The organism is Adlercreutzia sp. ZJ473, assembly GCF_013185065.1.
GTDB lineage: Bacteria > Actinomycetota > Coriobacteriia > Coriobacteriales > Eggerthellaceae > CAAEEV01.
The window spans coordinates 1-15,368 of sequence record NZ_JAAVTO010000023.1 but is presented as its reverse complement, the minus strand read 5'-3'; the positions used below and the strand labels follow the sequence as shown (position 1 = coordinate 15,368).

The following is a 15,368-nucleotide window of genomic DNA, read 5'->3' as shown; positions in this document are numbered from 1 at the left end:
TGCCGTATAATGGCCGCATGCTTCACCTGAAAGGACGCCGCATGGCCCATTTCGCAGCAGCCCCCCGCGACAAGCTCACCTACTACGTCTACCCCACGCCGTACGGGCCCGTCACCATCGCCGAGCGCGCTGGCGCCGTCTGCGCCGTGGCGCTCGGCGACGTGCGCCTGGACGGCGAGCGGCGGCCTGCCGAGGCGACGAACGCCTGCTCGACCCAGCTGCTCGAGTTCTTCGCCGGCAAGCGCACCTCCTTCGACGTGCCCGCCGTGCTCGAGGGGAGCGACTTCCAGGTGAAGGTGTGGCGCGCCATCGAGGCCATCCCCTACGGGCAGACGCGCACCAACCGCGACATCGCCGAGGCCATCGGCCAGCCCGAGGCCTACCGCATGGTCGGGGCCGCCGTGCGAAGAAACCCGCTCGCGGTGATCGTCCCCGCGCACCGCGTGGTGGGCGCCAACGGCCGCCCCACCGGCGCCGACCGCGGCGCCCAGCTGCGCGCCGCGTTCCTCGAGCTGGAGCGAAGGCACGCGTAACGGGCGCCCAAAGCGCGAGCCCTCTTCCCTCACGTAATCGGCAACGTCAGCGAGAAGGGCTGGGACGCCCCGAATTGCCGCGAAAGCGCGAGGAAGCGTACTTCGTGCGCGACGAGCACGTAGGGCGAGAAGGGCTGGGACGCCCCGGCCCTTCGCAGCGTCGGCCAGTTCCGCCCCGGCCCTTCGCAGCGGCAAAACCTACAGCCCGTAGAACTCCGTGGTCAGCGGGCGGTCGGCGAGAAGGCGCGCGGCGGTGGCCGCGTCGGCCCCCTTCCAGACGATCTCGCGCACCGTGTCGGTGATGGGCAGCTCCACGTGATGGCGCTCCGAGAGCACCTCGAGCGTCTTGCACGCGAGCGCTCCCTCCACCACCATGTGCGTGTCGGCGGCGAAGTCGTCGAGCGTGCGGCCGCGCGCCACGTAGTCCTCGCCGAAGCGGCGGTTGCGCGAGTGCTTCGACATGCACGTGGCCACCATGTCGCCCGCGCCCGCGAGCCCCATGCACGTGATCGCCTCGCCGCCGCAGGCCACCACCATGCGGCTCATCTCGGCGAGCCCGCGCGTGATCAGAAGCGACGCGGTGTTGTCGCCGTAGCCCAGCCCGTAGGAGATGCCCACGGCGATGGCGATCACGTTCTTGAACGCCGCGCAGAGCTCCACGCCCGCCGCGTCGGACGACGTGTAGGTGCGGAAGGTGTCCGTGGCGAACAGGTCGCGGAAGAGCACCGCCGTCGCCTCCGACGTGCTCGCGATGACCGTGGCGGCAGGCTTCCCGCAGATGATCTCCTCGGCGTGGTTGGGGCCGGAGAGCACGGCCATGCGCGCGGGGTTGCCCACCTCGTCGGCGAGGACGGCGATGGGCAGCATGCCAGTCTTCTCCTCGACGCCCTTCGAGCAGATGACGACGGGGGTCTCGGGCGCGACGAGCCCGGCGAGCTCGGCTCCCACGCTGCGCATGATGTGCGAGGGCGTGACCACCACCACGGCGCGCGCGTCGGCGAGCGCGTCGGCGTAGGAGAGCGTCGCGCGCACGCGCGGCGAGAGCGCGGAGTCCGTCAGGTAGCGCGGGTTTCTGTGCTGCTCGTTCACGCCCGCGACCACCGCGGGGTTGCGCGCCCACAGCGCCACGTCGTGCCCGTTCGTCGCGAGCACCTGGGAGAGCGCCGTGCCCCACGACCCCGCGCCGATAACCGCAACCTTCATGATGAGCTCAACTCCCTACTTCTTCTTGTCCCCGACCCTGCGCTCGTTGCCCGCGCGCAGGCGCGCTATGTTGCCGCGGTGCGCCCACACCACCGTGAGCGCGCCCACCGTCATGAGCGCCACGGCGAGCCCGTGGCCCCACAGGTAGTACAGCGAGAAGAACGGGCAGGCCGCCGCCGCGGCGATCGAGCCCACCGACACGTAGCGCGTGGTCACCACCAGCACGGCGAAGATCGCGATCTCGAGCAGCGCTCCGACGGGCCCGAACACCACGAACAGGCAGCCCACGGCCACCGCGATGCCCTTGCCGCCCTTGAAGCCCAGCCACGGGCTGAAGATGTGCCCCCACACGCAGCCGAAGAAGGCCACGCCGAAGCAGAGCGCGAGCGCGCTCTCGGCGACAGGCGCGGTCTCCGCCACGAGCATGCCGCCGAAGCTCCCCGCCTGGGCGGCGCTCACGACGAGCGAGCCCTGCACGTAGGGCGCCACGAGCGTCGCGAGCACGCCCGAGAGCACGCCCTTCCCGAAGTCGAGCACGAACACCGCGCCGCCGCCCGCCTTGCCCATCGAGCGCATGGCGTTGGTGGTGCCGATGTTGCCCGATCCCTCGTCGCGGATGTCCTTGTGGAAGAACACCCGCGAGATGATCACGCCCCACGGGATGGAGCCGAGGAGGAAGCAGGCGACGAACAGGCCGATGGCCCACAGAAGCACGCCGAGCATGGGCTAGTCCTTCTTCTTGAACTTGAGGCGGATGGGCGTTCCCTCCAGGTTGAACCGCTCGCGCAGGCGGTTCTCGAGGTAGCGCTCGTAGTTGTCGTCCACGATGTCGGGACGGTTGCAGAAGAACGTGAACTGCGGCGGGCACGTGGAGGTCTGCGTGACGTACTTCATGCGCAGAAGGGCCTTCCCCTTGCTCACGGTGTGGCCCGTCTCGCGGATGCCGGCGAGCCACGCGTTGAGCTGGCTCGTGGGTATCTCGGTGGAGTAGCCCGCATACGCCTGGTCGATGACGTCCCACACGCGGTCGACCTTCTTGCCGGTCAGCGCCGAGACGGCGATCACGGGCGCGTAGCCCACGAACGTCATGCGGTCCTCGATGAGCTCGCGGATCTTCTGCTTGGCCTCGGGGCCCTCCACGATGTCCCACTTGTTCAGGATGATGGCCATCGCGCAGCCGCGCTCGGCCGCGTAGCCCGCCACGCGCTGGTCCTCGTTGGTGAGGCCGAGCGTGCCGTCGATCACGAGCAGCGCCACGTCGGCGCGGTCGATCGCGCGCATGGCGCGCACGAACCCGTAGTACTCCACGTCCTCGTCGATGTGGCTCTTGCGGCGCAGGCCCGCCGTGTCGACGATGCGGTAGAGCTCGCCCTCGTGCTCCACGAGCGTGTCCACGGCGTCGCGCGTGGTGCCCGCCACGTCGCTCACGATGGAGCGCTCGTCGTTGGTGAGCCGGTTGGTGAGCGAGGACTTGCCCGCGTTCGGGCGGCCGATGATGGCCACGTTGACGGCCGGCACCTCGTCCTGCCCGTCGTAGTCGAGCTTGGCCAGCTCGGCTGTGACCTCGTCGAGCAGATCGCCCGTGCCGTGCCCGTGCGTCGCCGACACCGGCCACGGGTCGCCGAGCCCCAGGTTGTAGAACTCCCAGATGGCGTCCTCCTTCGAGGGGTTGTCCATCTTGTTCACCGCGAGGAACACCGGCTTGTTCGCGCGGCGCAGGATGCGCGCCACCTCCTCGTCGTCGGCGTTGATGCCGGTCTTGCCGTCGACGAGGAACACGATGACGTCAGCTTGGCGCGTGGCCTCGAACGCCTGCGCGCGGATGGAGCTCTGGAAGGCGTCCTCGTTGCCCATCTCGATGCCGCCCGTGTCGACGAGCGTGAAGTCGATGCCGTTCCAGTCGGCCTTGTGGTACGAGCGGTCGCGCGTGACGCCGCGCATCTCGTGCACGATGGCCTCGCCAGTCTGCGCGATGCGGTTCACCAGCGTGGACTTGCCCACGTTGGGACGCCCGACGACGGCGACGAGAGGTAATGCCATGATTCGTTCCTTCTATGGTCGAGGGCTTCGCGGCCTGCCCTGCGCGGTGCGCGAGGCGCACGCTCAGAGGGCCCGCCCCGCAGCGGCCAGGTTGATGATTTCGGTTAGGTAATCTAACGGGTTACAGGATACCACGCTGATGGGCGTGCCCGCGGCCTTCTCCATATCCTCTACGGTAGCGTCGTCGAGCGTCACGCCGGCGTCGTTCAAGATGACGCGCGGGATGACGAAGAGGTCGCGCAAATGAGCGAAAGTGCTTCGTCCGCACATCTCCCGCAGGGGACGATCCGATGGAGCGCAGTCGCTCAGACAGTCCTGCTCGCTCGGAAGCGCCGCTGGCGCTTCCGGCTCGTGCGGAACTCGCTTGGTGCGCACCATCGGATCGTCCCCTCGAACATCACTTTGTTGCCAAGATGCGCTTTCGCCAATTCTCGCTAAGGCCAAGTCCATCCCAGGAGCATTCTCCGCTACAGCTTCTTTTATCGCGGGCACGATGTCGCAGGCGCAGAGGAGGCCGGTGACGTCCACATTGCCGCCGAAGTAGGTGTTTCGCACCGTGAGGGGGACGAGGCGGCCGGCCAGCGGGCTTCGCTCGACCATGCGGTCCAGGAAGGGCTGCATGGCCTCGCCCACCACGTAGCGCACGCGCAGACCGGCGGCGTCGAGCGCGTCGGCGGCGCGGCGCGCGAGCCCGCCCGCGCAGGCCGCGTCGAACTCGTCCACGTAGGAGCGGATGATGCCGATGCCGTCCTCGAAGAGCGAGAAGTCGCCGTAATGGCTGGTGGGAGGGATCTTCTCCGCCGTGTCGGCCAGGTAGGCGTTGCGGTAGAACTCGTCAGCCGCGTGCACCCACGGCTCGCCGCGCTCGGCGAGCGCGCGGCGCTGGAAGGGCTCCACGATGTCGATGACCGCGCGCGCGGCGGCCGGGTCGTTGAAGCTGTGGTCGAAGAAGGCCTGGTGCTTGGTGAAGCCGAGGGGCACGATGCCGACGTTCAGGATGTTCGGGCGCGCGTAGGCCCACGCCAGCGTCCCGCGCAGCACGTCGCCGTCGTTCGCCTCGGGCACGAGCACGATCTGCGCGTGCACCTCGATGCCTGCCGCGAGCAGGCGGTCGAGCGCGTCGAGGCCGTGCTGCGCATGGCGGCCGATGAGCGCGCGGCGCGCGGCGGGGTCGCTCGCGTGCAGCGACACGCGCAAAGGCGAGATGTGCTGCTCGATGATGCGCGCCTCGTCTTCGGCGCTCAAGTTGGTGAGCGTCACGAAGGTGCCGGACAGGAAGCTCAGGCGGAAGTCGTCGTCGCGCAGCGAGAGCGAGGGGCGCATGTGCGCGGGCAGCTGGCGCATGAAGCAGAACGTGCATGCGTTGCGGCACAGCTTGACGGCGTCGAACACCACGCCCTCGAAGGTGAATCCCCAGTCCTCCCCCTCCTCGCGCTCGAGCTCCACCACGCCCGCGTCGCCGTCGAGGTCGACGTACCCCACCTCGATGACGTCCTCGGCGGAGAGCCAGCGCCAGTCGATGATGTCCCGCAGGGGCTGCCCGTCGACGCTCGTGAGGTAGCATCCCGGCTCGAAGCCCGCGTCATAGGCGGGCGAGTCGGGCTCGACGGCGGTGATGAGCGCGCGAGGCGGCTCTGCGGAGCGAGCCGCGCGCCGGGGCGCGGGAGCGGACCCTCGCGCCGATGCGGATGCGCTGGCGGGCGCGTCAGCAGGCGCAGAAGCCTCCGCTTCGTCGCAAGCGCAGGCAAGTACGGAAGCCTCCGCTTCGCCGCAGGCGCAAGCAGAAACTTCCGCGTCATCGCAGGCGCAGGCGCGCGGGCGGTCGTCCGCCTGCCGCACTATGTCTGGTGAAGGGTAAATCTCCACGCAACCCGCCTTCTTCAAGTCAGCCGCCGTCTCTCCCCCTGCTGAGCGCCGCCAACATAAGCGCTTTCGGGGCATTCCCCCCGTTTGCCTCTGTCTTCCGCCTTTTCCGAGCATAGGTTGTCGCCAGGAAGCACAACCGCTCAAAACTACTTCAACTCTCCAGCGCCGATCGAACGGTCGGCGCTGGAGAAGCCGAGAAGCTCTATCCTGCCGGAAAGCACGCGCGCCTCAATCAACTTGCGAGCGTCATGATCCTTGCGATAAGCCGCATTGATAAGCGACTCTCGTTTCGATCCTTCGACAAGAGAGGATTGATGGGATTGTAAATGGGATCAATAAGATTGTAAACGAGGCTGATGAGGAGAGGCCGCCATGACAGCCGGAAGGGCAAGTCAGCTGGTAAAGCTCGGATGACAAAGCACCGGGACTAAGCGTAGAGCACAAGCAACCGAGCTGTAAAATCAAATGAATCGCAAACGCAAGCACGCAAAATGGGAATACAATGAACCCCATCAGTCATCAGCATCACGCAATGGAGGACGCCATGGAGATTGCGGTGGCAGAGTCTAAGAAAAAGCCGAGGCGTTTTCTCGATGCCTCTCGGCAAAAACCCGATCTCGCTCGAAAAGATCGGGATGACACACCCGGCCAAGTCTCTACTCACTCCGACAAAGAAGCCCTGGTGGAATCGCTCGTTGGCATTTTACCATCCGACTTCGACGCTCAAGCTGCCCTCGATGACAGGAGAGCTGCGATTTGAAAGTCCTCGTCGACACGTGCGTGCTGATCGACGTTCTCCAGGCACGCGAGCCCTTCCTAGAAAACTCCAAGCGCATCTTCCTCGCAAGCGCAAACAGCGTCATCGAGGGAATGACGACGGCCAAAGCCATAACGGACGTGTTCTATCTTATGCATCGGCATTTCCATGACAACGAGAAGTGCAATCAGGCGATCAGATACCTGTATGAGATCTTCAGCGTAGCAGATACGACAGCACATGCTTGCTTGAGGGCAAGCTTCTCCGCGGTAGGCGACTTCGAAGACGCCGTGATGGACGAAACGGCCCAGGAAGAAGAAGCAGATGTCATCGTCACGCGCAACATCAGCGATTACCGGTCGGCAATCACCAAAGTCGTCACTCCCGCTGAGCTCGTGGCGCAACTGGATCTTGACAATTAGGCCGTTTGCTCGATTACGTAGCTGCCATCTTCGCCATGCTCCCACAGCTCGCCACATGACAAGTCAAGCTCATCATTCCAGATGACCCCATACCCGCCGACATCCACCCTGACGTCAGAAAGCAGCGCCTCGTCCTCAAGCGCCATTCTAGAAGCCGGCGAACAGACCGCTTCGCTCGGCGGCGAGGTCAGCTACGGCGTCTATCTGGCGCTGAGTGTGGCGTTGCACGCCCTCTATGAACTCGTCGCTCAGATGGGAGTTTCCCTCCAGAACCTCCGCCACCTCGTCAACGAAGCCGTCGAGGCGCGCCGCGTCGAACCAGCTCACGTCCTCCACAAGGGCAAGCTGCTGGGACGGATACTCGCGGAAGGGATGCGACTCCCAGAAGTAGCGCGGGCGCCGCAGCTCGTCCGCCGTCGCGCGGCTGTAGAAGCCGCAGCCGTTGTCGAAGAGAGGCGCGATGCGAAACCAGTCCAGCTGCTCGGTGTTGCGCAGAAGGCCGAAGTTGTAGACGTGCCGATCGAAGTTCGCCATCAGGTAGTCCGCCACGATCATCTTGTCAATGGCGGACTGCGCGTTCGAAATGCCCAGGTCGCTGAGCGCGCGAAGGTACGAGCGGTGCAGGTCGCGCCCCTCGGTGATGGAGAACGCCGTCATCACGTCCGCCGCCGGAACCAGCTCCCAGTCAAGCGAGGTCATCGCCGCGCACGACGAGTAAACGCGCCCGCGCCGCTCGACCAGCCCGTAGGGGACGTACTCATCAGGCTCCAAGATGCGCCCGAGGAGCCGCGTGGCCAGAAGCTCGTTGTACGGCTCGCGGTTCTCCGCTCCCGCGCCGCCCTTGACCAGATAGTCCACGCCGTCCTTGCGCATCCACGTCTTGACCAGGGCACCAGCCGTCGTGACATCAGGCGTGCGCATACCGCGTGCCGCCTTGCCTGATGCCGCCCGCGGAAAGGCAGTCCGCGGAAAGGCAGCGTGGGGAACATCGAGCATGAAGTCGCCGAGCGTCTGGTCGTAGCCGTTTTCGTAGTAGTTGATGGAGCCCCACTGCACATCGCACCCCACAGGCGCGAGCCAATAGGGATCGCTCAGGCTCAAGCCCCAGCTGTCGAGCATGAGCTCAGCCGTGCTGGCGAAGCGACTGCCATGCAAGAGAGCCCGCACGTTGCGCCTGAAGTCGGGGATGGAACGCGCGGAAAGCCATGACGCCAGATCGTATTTGTCAGGCTCCTTCCCTCGAGCGCCGATGCCGAGCGGCGCAAACGACACGCCGTCGAGCGGCTTGAGGTCAGCCACCTGACCTGTGCGTCGATGGTACGTGAACTCAACCACCGGGCGGTCCTTGCTCATGAGGGTGCATCGAACGAGATTCTCGGCGTTCTTCTCCCCCATTTTGGGACGGCCCGCGCTGCACCTGCGCTGCAAGCGAGCGCGAACCGACTCTTCGTCGACCATCCACACGCCACCGAACTTCTGCGCCTTGAGGTCGCCCGACCCTATGAGCGCGCGAATGCGGCGCTCGCTCACGTCTAGCCGACGTGCTGCCTCTTTCGTGGTGTACATGGACGCCCTCCCGCCATGCGGTCATGATGATGCCATATGCTGGGAATAATGGTACCGTATTCGGTATATTTTTGTTACGTCACGATATAAATAAATGTTCCGCATGCGGAATAGATGCGCGCGAGCAGGACGCGTGCGAATCCGAGACGTGCAGGTGGCGCGAATGCGAAGCGATTGGGCTTCTAGCTTGCAAAAGGCGAGCTGAGCGCGATGGCGGCTTGGAGGAGCTGGGGCCGCGCCCAGCGCCCTGCGCCCCGCGCCGTGCGCGGCTCGCGTCCCCTTCGCCGGCTTACAGCTCCTCGAGGAAGGCGACCACGGCCTGGATCTGGTCCTCGGGCGTGGAGGCCCCGGCCGTCACGCCGACCGCCGCACAGCCCGCGAACTGCTCGGGCGCCAGCTCGCCCGCGCTCTCCACGTGGAAGGTGCGCGCGCAGCGCTCGGCGCAGATCTCGGCGAGGCGCGTGGTGTTCGAGGAGTTGCGCCCGCCGATGACCACCATGGCGTCGACGCGGTCCGCCACGTCGGCGGCCGTCCTCTGGCGCTGGCTCGTGGCCGAGCAGATGGTGTTCTTCACGATGGGGCTCAACCCCTGCTCCTCGAGGGCCGCCACCACCGCGTCGAGGTTATCGCGCACCTGGGTGGTCTGCACCACCACGCCGATGGGGTCGTAGAGCCCCTCGGGCACGTCGGCGGGCGCGGCCACCACGTCGACCTTGCCGCCCGCGGCCTGCGCGCACGCGGTGAGGCCCTCCACCTCGGGGTGCCCCGCCTCGCCGACCACCATCACGCGGCAGCCCGCGCCCGCGATCTCGGCCGCGGCCGCCTGGGCACGCGCCACGTGCGGGCAGGTGGCGTCCACGATGTCGAGCCCGCGCTCCTCGAGCTCGGCGCGCACCTCGGGCGTCACGCCGTGGCTGCGGATGATCACCGTGCCGCCGTGGATGTCGGCGGGCGCCTCGGCCACGCGCGCGCCGCGCGCCTCGAGGTCGGCCACCACCTTCGGGTTGTGGATGAGCGGCCCGAGCGTGGCCACCTCGCCGCCGCGCTCCACCACCGCCATCGCCATGTCGAGCGCGCGCTGCACGCCGTAGCATGCGCCCGCGTGCTTCGCCTGGATCACCTGCATGCCTCACGCCTCCTTCGCGTTCGCAGCCGCCGCGCCGGCCATGGCCACGTCCCCGTCGGCCATCGCGCCCGCACGCTCGCCGGCCCCGACGCCCTTCGCGGCCGCCGCGTCCCTGCCCTTCTCGAGCGCCGCGCGCTTGCCGGCCTTCGCAGCCGCCGCCTCCGCGAGCGCATCGGCGCTGTGGCGCGGCAGCGGGTGCGCGGCGAACAGGGCGGCGTAGTCCTTCCCCTCAGGGAACAGCGCCCGCATGTCGACCTCCTCGCGCGGCACGCGCTGCGAGAGCGCGAAGCACTCGCGCATGGCGTACCACGAGCACGCGTCGAGCCGCTCGTCCTTCGGCACGAAGTCGAAGTCGCCCACGAGGATAGGGTCGCCGTACTCCACCGTGATCTTCGGGAAGCGCAGGCGCTTCCCCTTCTGCTTCACCAGCTCGGCGTTGCGCACCGTCATGGGCAGGATGGGCGCGTGCCCCATGCGCGCCACGAACGCCGCGCCCGCGTGGATGGTCGGCGTCGCGGAGCCCTTGCCGCGGCGCGTGCCCTCGGGCATGATGACCACGAGCTCGTTGTTCTTGAGCATGCGCGTCGCGCGCTTGATGGAGGTGCGGTCGGCCGAGTCGCGCTTGACCGGAAACGCCCCCACGCGCGAGAGCGCCTGGCCCAGAAGGCCGCCCGCGTTGTCGAACAGCGTGTCGCGCCCCATGAAGCGCACCCACTGCTTCGGCCGCGCCGCGAGGTAGATCATCACCACGTCGAGGAACGAGGTGTGGTTGCACACCACCACCGCGCCCGACTTGCCGTCAAACGCGCGCAGCTTCTCGCGCCCGTCCACGCGGTAGCGAAAGCACACCTTGAAGATCGCCCCGATGAACGCCCACGCCGCGTTGCCGAACCAGTGCGGGATCTGCCGGTCGGCCGAGGTGCCGCCGAGCGGCATGTCCCACATCTCAGAGTATTTAAGAAACAAGGAAGCTCTCCTCACCCTCGGGCACGCTAGCGCGCGTCGGCGGCCAGCGCGCAGATCTGGTCGATGACCTCCTCGATGTAGTGCTTCGTGGAGTCGATGAGCACGGCGTCGTCGGCCGCGCGCAGAGGCGACGCGGAGCGGCTCGAGTCGAGCTCGTCGCGGCGGCGCAGGTCGGCGAGCACCTCGTCGTAGTCGATGGAGCCCACGCCCCTGTCGACGTTCTGGCGCACGCGGCGGTGCGCGCGCTCCTCGTCAGACGCCGTGAGGAACACCTTCACCTCGGCGCCCGGGAACACGCACGTGCCGATGTCGCGCCCCTCGACCACGTAGTTGCCCGCGTTGCCGATCCGGCGCTGCTGGTCGACGAGCGCCGCGCGCACCGAGGGCACCGCGCTCACCGGGCTCACCGCGCGGTCGATCTCGGCCGTGCGGATGGCGTCGGTCACCTCCGCGCCGCCGATGAACACGCGACGGGGGACGGGGTCGCCCTCGACGTGCCCGAAGGCGATCTCGTGGGTGCGCGCGACGTTCCCGAGCGCCTCGGCGTCGTCGAGCGCCACGCCGTCGCTCAGCGCCTGCCACGCCACCGCGCGGTACATGGCGCCCGTGTCCAGGCACGAGAAGCCGAGCTTCTGGGCCACGGCCTTCGCGACCGTGGACTTGCCCGCGCCCGACGGGCCGTCAATTGCGATGATCATCTCTCTACTCCTTGTCTGCCAGCTTCTGCATGGTGGCGAGGAACTCGGGGAAGCTCACGGCCACGCACGCGAAGTCCTCGACGGATACCGGGACGTCGCCTGCAAGGCCCGCGAGCGCCCACGTCATGGCGAGGCGGTGGTCTCCGCGCGTGGCGAAGGTGAGGCCGCGCGGCACCTCGAGTTGCGGGTCGCCCTCGATGCAGAGGTCGTCGCCCTCCTCCCACGCGTCGACGCCAATGAGGCCGAGCCCCTCGATGATGGCGGCCAGGCGGTTCGACTCCTTCACGCGCAGCTCGGAGACGCCCTTGAACACCGTGACGCCGCGCGCGTGCGCCGCCACGAGCGAGAGCACGGGGATCTCGTCGATGATGGAGGCGATGTGCTGCGGCGGCACCTCGCAGCCGCGCAGCGCGGGCGTGTGCTCCACGTGGATGCTGCCCGAGGGCTCCTTGCCCGCGCAGCCCTCGCGGCGCGTGGTGATCTCGGCGCCCATGCGCTCGAGCGTGCGCACGAACCCGATGCGCGCCGGGTTGAGGCTCACGTTCTCGATGGTCACGCTGCTGCCGCGCACGAGCAGCGCCGCCGCCGCGATGAAGGCGGCTGAGGAGGGGTCGCCCGGCACCGCCACCATGCTCGCGCGCATGGCGGCCGGGCCCTGCACGCTCGCCACGCGCGTGCCGGCCGTGGTGGGCACGCCGTACTCGGGCAGCATGAGCTCGGTGTGGTTTCGCGAGGGCGCGGGCTCGTTCAAGGTGGTGGTGCCCTCAGCGAACACGCCCGCGAGCAGAACCGCGGTCTTGAGCTGGGCCGACGCCATGGGGGCGTCGTAGGTGAGCGCGCGCAGCGAACGCGTGCCCATCTCCGTGATGGGCAGCGTCTCCTTGCCCGCGGGGTCGAAGTGCGCGCCCATCTTCATGAGTGGCGCGGTGATGCGGCGCATGGGGCGGCGGCACAGCGACTCGTCGCCCGTGAGCTCGACGCGGATGTCCCACGGTGCCAAGACGCCCATGAGCAGGCGCGCCGTGGTGCCGGAGTTCCCGCAGTCGATGGGGCCCTCGGGCTGGGAGGGGCCCTTCGCGCCCCAGCCGGTGATGGTGCCCGCCAGCGAGCCGTCGGGCTGCTTCTCCAGGTCAGCCTGCGCGCCGAGCGCGCGCACGGCGGCGAGCGAGGAGCGCACGTCCTCGGAGTCGAGCACGCCGCTCACGGTGGACGTGCCCTCGGCCATGGCGCTGAACAGCACCGCGCGGTGCGAGATGGACTTGTCGCCGGGCACGGTGACGCTGCCGCGCAGCGGGCCGGGAAGCGGGTTGATGAGGGTCGCGGCGGACGTTGCGGGCGTGGCGGGCGCGGGCGCTGCGGGCGTGGCGGTCGCCGCGGACGTGGTCGCTGCGGATGCGGATGAGAGCTTAGTCGACATGCGCGTGCTCCTTCGGGCTCAAGGGACTGAACGATACCGAGAAACCAGCGGTGATCAGCTGGAACGAGAGCTGGCCGATATCGCCTTCGTCGGTGAGGATGAGGGAGAGCACGGCATTGCCCTCGGAGATGTGGTCTATGTCGATGGACTGGATGTTGCACCCGACCGAGCTGGCGATGGTGGTCACCTCGGCCACCACGCCGGTGCGGTTGACCATGGGGATGCGCACCTCGAGCAGCTTCTCGGTGGAGGGCACCCAGGCCGCCGGCAGCGCGCGGCGCGCGTCGGACGCCTCCGCGAGCAGGCGCGTGAAGCCCTCGCGGTCGCCCTCCGCAAGCGCCGTGGCGAACGATCCGATGATGCCCTGCATCTCGGCGAGCCCGTCCGAGAGCGCCTCGGCGTTGTCGAACGCGATGCCGCACCACAGCTTCGGCGAGCCCGCGGCGATGCGCGTGGTGTCCTTGAAGCCGCCCGCGGCCAGGCGCATGAGGGCCTGGGAGTCGTCGGCGTGACGGCACGCCAGGTTCACGAGCGAGGACGCCACCATGTGCGGCACGTGGCTCACGATGGCCACGGCGCGGTCGTGCTCCTCGCGGCGCAGCGACACCACGCGCGCCTCGAGGCCGCCCGTGATGAGCTCGTGGAGCTTCTGGAAGTGCTCGGGGACGGTCTGCTCGTCGGGGCAGAGGATCCAGTTCGCGCCCTTGAACAGGTCGCTGCGAGCGCCGTCGATGCCGTTGTGCTCGGAGCCGGCCATGGGGTGGCCCGGCACGTAGTTCTGCGGCGCGGGCAGGATGCCTGCGGCAGCCTCGAGGATGTGCGCCTTGGTGGAGACGGTGTCGGTGAGCACGCCGCGGAAGTCCCACGCGGCGAGGCGGCGCAGGTAGTCGTCGACGGCGGCAACCGGCGTGGCGATGACCGCGAGGTCGCAGGACGTGCGGATGAACTGCTCGAACGCGGGGTCGTCGGGACGCGTGGCGCGCGTGGCCCACGCGCGCTCCTCGGCCACCACGCAGGTGCGCCCGTCGACGTCGACGCCGAACACGGTGACGTCGGGGTAGGCGGCGCGCACGGCCGCGGCGAACGACGCGCCGATGAGGCCGAGGCCGATGACGGCGACGGAGCGAAACGGCGTCTCGCGCTGCGGGCCGTCGGGCGCCGCGGCGGTCGCTGGCTCAGGTGTCGCCGCAGATGCGGCGCCCGGGGCGTCTGGGGCGCTCGCGCCCGTCGGCGCGGACGTGGGTTGAGTCTGGTCAGGCATAAGGGCAGTGCTTCCTCTTGCTCGTTCTCGTTCGTAATCCTAGGCTCACTTTGAGCGTGACAGTATTGTATACGTTTGGGAGGCGAGCGGGTGAAAGCGAGGTTAATTCCCACGCGGCGCACGCCGCGACGGTCGGCGAGCGCCCGCAGCGGCGAGGCGCCGGGCGGCGGGCCGCGTCTGCGCCTCCCCAAATGCGCCAAGGCTCCGCGCCGAGGACCTACTCCCGCACGGCCTCCCGCAGCGCCGCCACCTCTTCGCCTGCAAGCTCCCGCCACTGCCCCCGAGGAAGATCCCCCAGCTCAAGCGGGCCGAACGTCGCGCGGTGCAGAGCCACCACGGGGCATCCCACCGCCTCGAGCATGCGGCGCACCTGGCGCTTGCGCCCCTCGCGCAGGCCCACCTCCACGTAGCTGCACGCGCCGGCGTGCTCGAGGGCCGCGCGCGAGCGCCTGCCCGTGTGCCGGCGGGCGTTCCCGCTCGAGGCGCGTCCCTCGCCGATGAGCGCCGCGGCGCGCTTCGCCGCCTTCCCCTCGAGCACGCGCACCTCAGCGGGAAGCGTCATGCCGTCGGAAAGCCGCACGCCGCGGCGCAGCCGCTCGACGTCGCACGCGTCAGGCGAGCCCTCCACGAGCGCCACGTAGCGCTTGGTCACGTGCCGGCGCGGATGCAGAAGCGCGTTGCCCAGCTCGCCGTCGGTGGAGAAGAGCAGAAGCCCCGTGGTGTCGGCGTCGAGGCGCCCCACCGGGTAGAGCCCCGCGAAGCGGCCCTCCCCCGCCGGCACGAGCTCGGCGACGGTCGGGCGCCCCTGCGGGTCGGACATGGTGGTCACGTAGCCCGCGGGCTTGTGCAGCATGAGGGTCACGCTCTCGCGCGGCAGCTCCACGCGCGCGCCGTCGACCTCCACCGCGTCGGCGTCGGCGTCCACCTTGCTGCCGAGCTCGGTCACGCACGCGCCGTTCACGCGCACGCGCCCCGCGCTGATGAGCTCCTCCGACCCACGTCGCGAGGCCACCCCCGCGCGCGCCAGAAACTTCTGCAAGCGCATCTCGTTCACCGGGCATCACCCTTAAAATGCAAGTTAGAGGCGTCCAATATGCGAGAAACACGCGATCCGATACCGTCGCGCGATGAAATATCGCCGTCGACCTCAACCCATGCAATTATGTCGAAAACAAACACCTGGCCAGAACCATTCTCTACACAAGACAATACGACGAAGGCATGCCAAAACGCTCTCACGCGGTATCAGATCGCGTGTTTCTCGCGCCTTTACTCGCGATTACTCGTCGTCGGTTTCGAAAACGAGGGAGTCGAAGTCGATCTTGTCGACCACGCCGAGCGTGCTCGCGATGGCCTCGGCGAACATGGCCTCGGTCGACTTGGCTGCCGCCGGCGCGCCTGCGGCGTCCATCGTGTTCGCGGCACCCTCGCCACCTGCGGCGACGCCGCCCACGCCGCCCGGCGCGCTCGCACCGCCCGCAGCGCCTTCGCCGCCCGCAGCCCCCGGCGCGCT

At 68.5% G+C, this 15,368-nt stretch carries 14 protein-coding genes and 1 pseudogene; 3 read left to right on the top strand and 12 right to left on the bottom strand.

Going from position 1 to position 15,368, the window contains the following annotated elements:
* Positions 1 to 41: 41 nt before the first annotated feature.
* Complete coding sequence (locus tag HRL41_RS05990) at positions 42 to 533, top strand: methylated-DNA--[protein]-cysteine S-methyltransferase (RefSeq protein ID WP_165172668.1); 492 nt, start codon at positions 42 to 44, stop codon at positions 531 to 533.
* 198 nt (positions 534 to 731) lie between these two features.
* Here the strand turns inward: HRL41_RS05990 and HRL41_RS05985 are convergent, their stop codons facing one another.
* From HRL41_RS05985 to HRL41_RS05970, 4 genes are all read right to left on the bottom strand, one after another.
* Entirely contained in the window at positions 732 to 1,736 is a 1,005-nt protein-coding gene (locus HRL41_RS05985) for an NAD(P)H-dependent glycerol-3-phosphate dehydrogenase (protein WP_172135975.1), read from the bottom strand.
* Positions 1,737 to 1,751: 15 nt separating this feature from the next.
* Entirely contained in the window at positions 1,752 to 2,459 is a 708-nt protein-coding gene (locus HRL41_RS05980) for a glycerol-3-phosphate acyltransferase (protein WP_172135974.1), read from the bottom strand.
* A gap of 3 nt (positions 2,460 to 2,462) precedes the next feature.
* The gene (der, locus tag HRL41_RS05975) at positions 2,463 to 3,776 is read right to left on the bottom strand and encodes a ribosome biogenesis GTPase Der (protein WP_172135973.1); all 1,314 of its coding nucleotides are present in this window, start codon (positions 3,774 to 3,776) and stop codon (positions 2,463 to 2,465) included.
* 63 nt (positions 3,777 to 3,839) lie between these two features.
* Positions 3,840 to 5,642, bottom strand: coding sequence for a DUF512 domain-containing protein (locus HRL41_RS05970; RefSeq protein WP_172135972.1), 1,803 nt, complete (start codon positions 5,640 to 5,642; stop codon positions 3,840 to 3,842).
* A 544-nt stretch (positions 5,643 to 6,186) separates the two neighbouring features.
* On the opposite strand from HRL41_RS05970, the gene HRL41_RS05965 reads away from it, so the two are divergent.
* A complete protein-coding gene (locus HRL41_RS05965; protein WP_172135971.1) occupies positions 6,187 to 6,402 on the top strand; it encodes a hypothetical protein in 216 nt (71 codons plus the stop codon).
* Complete coding sequence (locus HRL41_RS05960; RefSeq protein WP_172135970.1) at positions 6,399 to 6,821, top strand: PIN domain-containing protein; 423 nt, start codon at positions 6,399 to 6,401, stop codon at positions 6,819 to 6,821. Before HRL41_RS05965 ends, HRL41_RS05960 begins: the two co-directional genes overlap by 4 nt.
* 147 nt (positions 6,822 to 6,968) lie before the next feature.
* On the opposite strand, the gene HRL41_RS05955 is transcribed toward HRL41_RS05960, so the two are convergent.
* The 8 genes and pseudogenes from HRL41_RS05955 to HRL41_RS11940 all read right to left on the bottom strand — a co-directional run.
* Entirely contained in the window at positions 6,969 to 8,387 is a 1,419-nt protein-coding gene (locus HRL41_RS05955) for a DNA-binding protein (protein WP_172135969.1), read from the bottom strand.
* Positions 8,388 to 8,676: 289 nt separating this feature from the next.
* On the bottom strand, positions 8,677 to 9,513 hold the full coding sequence (gene ispH / locus HRL41_RS05950) for a 4-hydroxy-3-methylbut-2-enyl diphosphate reductase (protein WP_172135968.1): 837 nt from the start codon (positions 9,511 to 9,513) through the stop codon (positions 8,677 to 8,679).
* 3 nt (positions 9,514 to 9,516) lie between these two features.
* The gene (locus HRL41_RS05945; RefSeq protein WP_253904733.1) at positions 9,517 to 10,479 is read right to left on the bottom strand and encodes a 1-acyl-sn-glycerol-3-phosphate acyltransferase; all 963 of its coding nucleotides are present in this window, start codon (positions 10,477 to 10,479) and stop codon (positions 9,517 to 9,519) included.
* A gap of 26 nt (positions 10,480 to 10,505) precedes the next feature.
* Positions 10,506 to 11,177 (bottom strand): (d)CMP kinase, encoded by a 672-nt coding sequence (gene cmk / locus HRL41_RS05940; protein ID WP_172135967.1) that lies wholly within the window; start codon positions 11,175 to 11,177, stop codon positions 10,506 to 10,508.
* A 4-nt stretch (positions 11,178 to 11,181) separates the two neighbouring features.
* Positions 11,182 to 12,594 (bottom strand): 3-phosphoshikimate 1-carboxyvinyltransferase, encoded by a 1,413-nt coding sequence (aroA, locus tag HRL41_RS05935; RefSeq protein ID WP_172135966.1) that lies wholly within the window; start codon positions 12,592 to 12,594, stop codon positions 11,182 to 11,184.
* Complete coding sequence (locus tag HRL41_RS05930) at positions 12,584 to 13,855, bottom strand: prephenate dehydrogenase/arogenate dehydrogenase family protein (RefSeq protein WP_172135965.1); 1,272 nt, start codon at positions 13,853 to 13,855, stop codon at positions 12,584 to 12,586. The genes aroA and HRL41_RS05930 overlap by 11 nt, the downstream gene beginning before the upstream one ends.
* Positions 13,856 to 14,072: 217 nt before the next feature.
* Entirely contained in the window at positions 14,073 to 14,900 is an 828-nt protein-coding gene (locus HRL41_RS05925) for a pseudouridine synthase (RefSeq protein WP_172135992.1), read from the bottom strand.
* 234 nt (positions 14,901 to 15,134) lie between these two features.
* A pseudogene (locus HRL41_RS11940) lies at positions 15,135 to 15,368 on the bottom strand (hypothetical protein); the annotation flags it as partial.

Excerpts from the sequence above, each read along its gene's own strand:
- HRL41_RS05980 (WP_172135974.1), bottom strand. The coding sequence starts at position 2,459 with ATGCTCGGCGTGCTTCTGTGGGCCATCGGCCTGTTCGTCGCCTGCTTC.
- der (WP_172135973.1), bottom strand. The coding sequence starts at position 3,776 with ATGGCATTACCTCTCGTCGCCGTCGTCGGGCGTCCCAACGTGGGCAAG.
- ispH (WP_172135968.1), bottom strand. The coding sequence starts at position 9,513 with ATGCAGGTGATCCAGGCGAAGCACGCGGGCGCATGCTACGGCGTGCAG.
- aroA (WP_172135966.1), bottom strand. The coding sequence starts at position 12,594 with ATGTCGACTAAGCTCTCATCCGCATCCGCAGCGACCACGTCCGCGGCG.
- HRL41_RS05965 (WP_172135971.1), top strand. The coding sequence starts at position 6,187 with ATGGAGATTGCGGTGGCAGAGTCTAAGAAAAAGCCGAGGCGTTTTCTC.
- HRL41_RS05985 (WP_172135975.1), bottom strand. The coding sequence starts at position 1,736 with ATGAAGGTTGCGGTTATCGGCGCGGGGTCGTGGGGCACGGCGCTCTCC.
- HRL41_RS05990 (WP_165172668.1), top strand. The coding sequence starts at position 42 with ATGGCCCATTTCGCAGCAGCCCCCCGCGACAAGCTCACCTACTACGTC.
- cmk (WP_172135967.1), bottom strand. The coding sequence starts at position 11,177 with ATGATCATCGCAATTGACGGCCCGTCGGGCGCGGGCAAGTCCACGGTC.
- HRL41_RS05925 (WP_172135992.1), bottom strand. The coding sequence starts at position 14,900 with ATGCGCTTGCAGAAGTTTCTGGCGCGCGCGGGGGTGGCCTCGCGACGT.
- HRL41_RS05955 (WP_172135969.1), bottom strand. The coding sequence starts at position 8,387 with ATGTACACCACGAAAGAGGCAGCACGTCGGCTAGACGTGAGCGAGCGC.
- HRL41_RS05930 (WP_172135965.1), bottom strand. The coding sequence starts at position 13,855 with ATGCCTGACCAGACTCAACCCACGTCCGCGCCGACGGGCGCGAGCGCC.